This is a genomic window from Lentzea flava (genome assembly GCF_014648475.1).
Lineage (GTDB): Bacteria > Actinomycetota > Actinomycetes > Mycobacteriales > Pseudonocardiaceae > Lentzea > Lentzea flava.
The window spans coordinates 1-4,427 of the sequence record NZ_BMRE01000125.1 but is presented as its reverse complement, the minus strand read 5'-3'; the positions used below and the strand labels follow the sequence as shown (position 1 = coordinate 4,427).

General features: G+C 68.8%; 3 protein-coding genes. 2 read left to right on the top strand and 1 reads right to left on the bottom strand.

Annotated features, from left to right (window positions below):
* Positions 1–79: 79 nt before the first annotated feature.
* Positions 80–1,789 (bottom strand): glycerol-3-phosphate dehydrogenase/oxidase, encoded by a 1,710-nt coding sequence (locus IEZ09_RS45675; RefSeq protein WP_189260107.1) that lies wholly within the window; start codon positions 1,787–1,789, stop codon positions 80–82.
* A gap of 285 nt (positions 1,790–2,074) precedes the next feature.
* Between IEZ09_RS45675 and IEZ09_RS45670 the strand changes: the two genes are divergently transcribed.
* Both IEZ09_RS45670 and glpK read left to right on the top strand, forming a co-directional pair.
* Complete coding sequence (locus IEZ09_RS45670) at positions 2,075–2,818, top strand: MIP/aquaporin family protein (RefSeq protein ID WP_189260106.1); 744 nt, start codon at positions 2,075–2,077, stop codon at positions 2,816–2,818.
* Between the two features lie 13 nt (positions 2,819–2,831).
* Entirely contained in the window at positions 2,832–4,340 is a 1,509-nt protein-coding gene (gene glpK / locus IEZ09_RS45665) for a glycerol kinase GlpK (protein WP_189260105.1), read from the top strand.
* Positions 4,341–4,427 lie beyond the last annotated feature (87 nt).

The window sequence follows — 4,427 nt, the reverse complement described above, 5'->3', positions numbered from 1 at the left end:
CGTCCCAAGGACCTCACCCCTGGTTAAAACACCAGGTGGACAAAAGCGCCGTTCATCGTCAGACCAACGCGGGGCACGCTCAGCTCACGGGTTCGATCAACTGAGCACGTGCCTCCGGCGCGGCGGCACGGACGGCGTCGGCCGCCTGGTCGTCCGGCTTGGTCTGGGACGCGCGCTCGGCCTCGACGCGGGCGTTGTAGATCTCGATCTCGCGCTTGATCGCGTCCTCGTCCCACCCGAGCACCGGCGCGATCAGCCGCGCCACCGGCTCCGCCGAGTCGACGCCGCGGTGCGCGTACTCGATGGAGATGCGCGTACGGCGGGTCAGTACGTCCTCGAGGTGCAGGGCGCCCTCGTGTGACGCCGCGTAGACCGCCTCCACCTGCAGGTAGTCGGGGGAGGCAGGGATCGGCTTCAGCAGGTCCGGGTTGTCCGCGGCCAGCGACAACACCTCGTGCACCAGCGAGCCGTAGCGATCCAGCAGGTGCCGCACGCGGTACGGGTGCAGGCCGTGCTTGGCCGCGAGCTGATCGGCCTGGTTCACCAGCGCGTGGTAGCCGTCGGCGCCGACCAGCGGCACCTTGTCGGTGATGGACGGCTGGATCCGGCCAGGCAGGTCCACGTGCGCCGCGTCGACGGCGTCCGCGCCCATCACCCGGTACGTCGTGTACTTGCCGCCAGCGATCGCGACGAGTCCGGGTGCGACGCGGGCCACCGCGTGCTCACGGGAAAGCTTCGACGTCGAATCGGATTCGCCGGCCAGCAGAGGACGAAGACCCGCGTAGACGCCCTCGATGTCGTCGTGCGTCAACGGCGTCGCGAGCACCGAGTTGACGTGGTCGAGGATGTAGTCGATGTCGTGCTTGGTCGCCGCCGGGTGCGCCAGGTCGAGGTTCCAGTCGGTGTCGGTGGTGCCGACGATCCAGTGGTTGCGCCACGGGATCACGAACAGCACGGACTTCTCGGTGCGCAGGATCATCCCGGACTCGGCGACGATGCGGTCGCGCGGAACGACGATGTGCACGCCCTTCGACGCCCGCACGCGGAACCGGCCCCGCGAGCCGGAGAGGCGCTGCAGCTCGTCCGTCCACACGCCCGTCGCGTTGATCACCGCGTGCGCCCGCACGTCGACCTCGCGGCCGTCCTCGACGTCGCGCACGCGCACGCCGGACACGCGGTCTGCCTCGCGCAGGAACCCGACGACCTGGGTCGACGTGCGGACGACTGCGCCGTAGTGCGCGGCGGTGCGGCCCACCATCATCGTGTGCCGCGCGTCGTCGGCCTGGGCGTCGTAGTAACGGATGCCGCCGATCAGCGCGTCCCGCTTCAACGCAGGGACCAGCCGGAGAGCGCCCGCGCGGGTGAGGTGTTTCTGGCCCGGCACGGACCGGGCGCCGCCCATCGTGTCGTAGAGGAACAGACCCGCCGCCGTGTACGGCCGCTCCCACACCCGGTTCGAGAGCGGGTACAGGAAGCTCACCGGCTTCACCAGGTGGGGTGCGATGCGCGTCAGCATCAGCTCGCGTTCGCGCAGGGCCTCGCGGACCAGCCCGAACTCGAGCTGCTCCAGGTACCGCAGGCCGCCGTGGAAGAGCTTGGAGGACCGGCTCGACGTGCCGGACGCCAGGTCACGGGCCTCGACGAGCGCCACCCGCAGGCCTCTGGTGGCCGCGTCGAGTGCGGCGCCGACACCGACCACACCGCCGCCGATCACCACGAGGTCGAACGTCTCCGCCCCCAGCCGCTGCCACGACTCCTCGCGCTCGGCGGGACCCAGCCTGCCGGTGATCGGCGGGGCGGAGGGGGTTTGCGGTGCTGCAGCTGCGTTCTTGCGCGTGGCCACGACAGACGCCTCCCTGTGACGACTCGCGGATCACGTTACCTGCAGCAACCGCCCTTCGCCCACGGGCGGGAACACCAGAATCGAACGGCCTGAAAACGGCCTGACCCCGTGTGGTTGGCGTGGACAACTGATCAGCGCGGTAATAGCGTCCGAGCACGTTGTGGGCGGGCGGCGCGGCCTGACCTCCTGGGGTGTGCGCTCCCTCCTAGCCGCAAACGAGGGAGGTCGACGATGAGTGCAGGATCGATCTTCGTTTGGGAGCTGCTGGGGACCGCGGTCCTCATCCTCCTGGGCACCGGTGTCGTCGCGAACCAGGTGCTCAAGAACACGCTCGGCAACAGCACAGGGTTCCTGTTCGTCAACGTCGGCTGGGCTTTCGCCGTCTTCACCGGTGCGAGCATCGCCAACCCGAGCGGGGCTCACCTGAACCCCGCCGTGACGCTGGGACTCGCGATCGCCGACAAGACGCCGTGGGGCGACGTTCCCGTCTACATCCTCGGACAGATGGTCGGGGCGATCGTCGGTGCGATGCTGTGCTGGGCGACGTACAAGCTGCAGTTCGACACGCACGACGAGCCGCAGAACACGCTCGGCATCTTCTCCACCGGGCCGACGGTGCCCAACGCGCCGTGGAACCTCGTCTCCGAGATCATCGGCACGTTCGTTCTCGTCGCGTGGATTCTGCTGTCGCCGCCCGCGAAGGTCGCGGAGGGCGGGCTGCCGCAGTTCGGCAACTCGGCGCTCGGTTACGCGGGTGTCGCGTTCGTCGTGCTGGTGATCGGTACGTCGCTCGGTGGTCCCACGGGATACGCCATCAACCCGGCGCGCGACCTCGGTCCGCGCATCGCGTACGCGTTCCTCATGCCGATTCGCAACAAGGGCAACGCCAACTGGGGCTACTCGTGGATCCCGGTCGTCGGCCCGCTCGTGGGTGGCGCGCTCGCCGCGTTGCTCTTCCTGGTTCTCCCGGTCTGAAAGGACTTCTCGCATGACCCAGTACGTGGCCGCGATCGACCAGGGCACCACGTCGACCCGCTGCATGATCTTCGATCACTCGGGTCGGGTGGCGTCGGTCGACCAGAAGGAGCACGAGCAGATCTTCCCGAAGGCGGGCTGGGTCGAGCACGACCCGATGGAGGTCTGGCAGAACACCCGTCAGGTCGCCGCGGGCGCGCTCGCGAAGGCCGATCTGTCCACTTCGGACATCGCTGCCGTCGGCATCACCAACCAGCGCGAGACGGCCGTGGTGTGGGACCGCAACACCGGCGAGCCCGTCTACAACGCGATCGTCTGGCAGGACACCAGGACGGACAAGATCGTCACCGAGCTGGGTGCGCTCGGCGGCGGGCAGGAACGGTACCGGGCCAAGGTAGGTCTGCCGCTGGCGACCTACTTCTCCGGGCCCAAGGTCCGCTGGATCCTCGACAACGTCGAGGGCGCGCGGGACCGCGCCGAGGCCGGTGACCTGGTGTTCGGCAACATGGACACGTGGGTGCTGTGGAACATGACGGGCGGCGTCGACGGCGGAGTGCACGTCACGGATCCCACGAACGCGTCGCGCACCATGCTGATGGACCTCGACACGCTGCAGTGGGACGCGGAGATCGCCGCCGACATGGGCATTCCGATGTCGATGCTGCCGGAGATCCGGTCCTCGTCGGAGGTCTACGGCCAGGTGCGCGAACGCGGTGCGCTGGCCGGTGTGCCGATCGCGGGCATCCTCGGCGACCAGCAGGCCGCGACGTTCGGCCAGGCGTGCCTGTCGCCCGGTGAGGCCAAGAACACCTACGGCACCGGCAACTTCATGCTGCTCAACACCGGCACCGAGAAGGTGATGAGCGAGAACGGGTTGCTCACCACCGTCTGCTACAAGATCGGCGACGCGGCTCCGGTCTACGCGCTGGAGGGGTCGATCGCGGTCACCGGCTCGCTGGTGCAGTGGCTGCGCGACAACCTCGGCATGATCTCCAGCGCGGCGGAGATCGAGGAGCACGCGCGGTCGGTCGAGGACAACGGCGGCGCGTACTTCGTGCCCGCGTTCTCCGGCCTGTTCGCGCCGTACTGGCGTTCCGACGCCCGCGGCGCGATCGTCGGCCTGACCCGGTTCGTCAACAAGGGCCACCTCGCGCGGGCCGTGCTGGAGGCGACCGCCTTCCAGACGCGGGAGGTGCTCGACGCGATGAACGCCGACTCCGGCGTCGACCTGACGGCGTTGAAGGTCGACGGCGGCATGGTCGTGAACGAGCTGCTGATGCAGTTCCAGGCGGACATCCTCGGCGTGCCGGTGATCCGCCCGGTCGTCGCCGAGACCACCGCGCTGGGTGCCGCCTACGCGGCCGGTCTCGCGGTCGGCTTCTGGAAGTCGGAGGACGACGTCCGGCAGAACTGGGCGGAGGACAAGAGGTGGGAGCCGCAGATGGACGACTCCCGGCGCGCCTCCGAGTACGCGAACTGGAAGAAGGCCGTCACGAAGACCTTCGACTGGGTGCAGGACTGAGGTCGATGAAGGGCTCCTTCCTCCACGCGAGGTGTGAACCGCTCCCCGGAAGTTGGACTGGTAATCCAGTTCCGGCTCTCGGGGAGT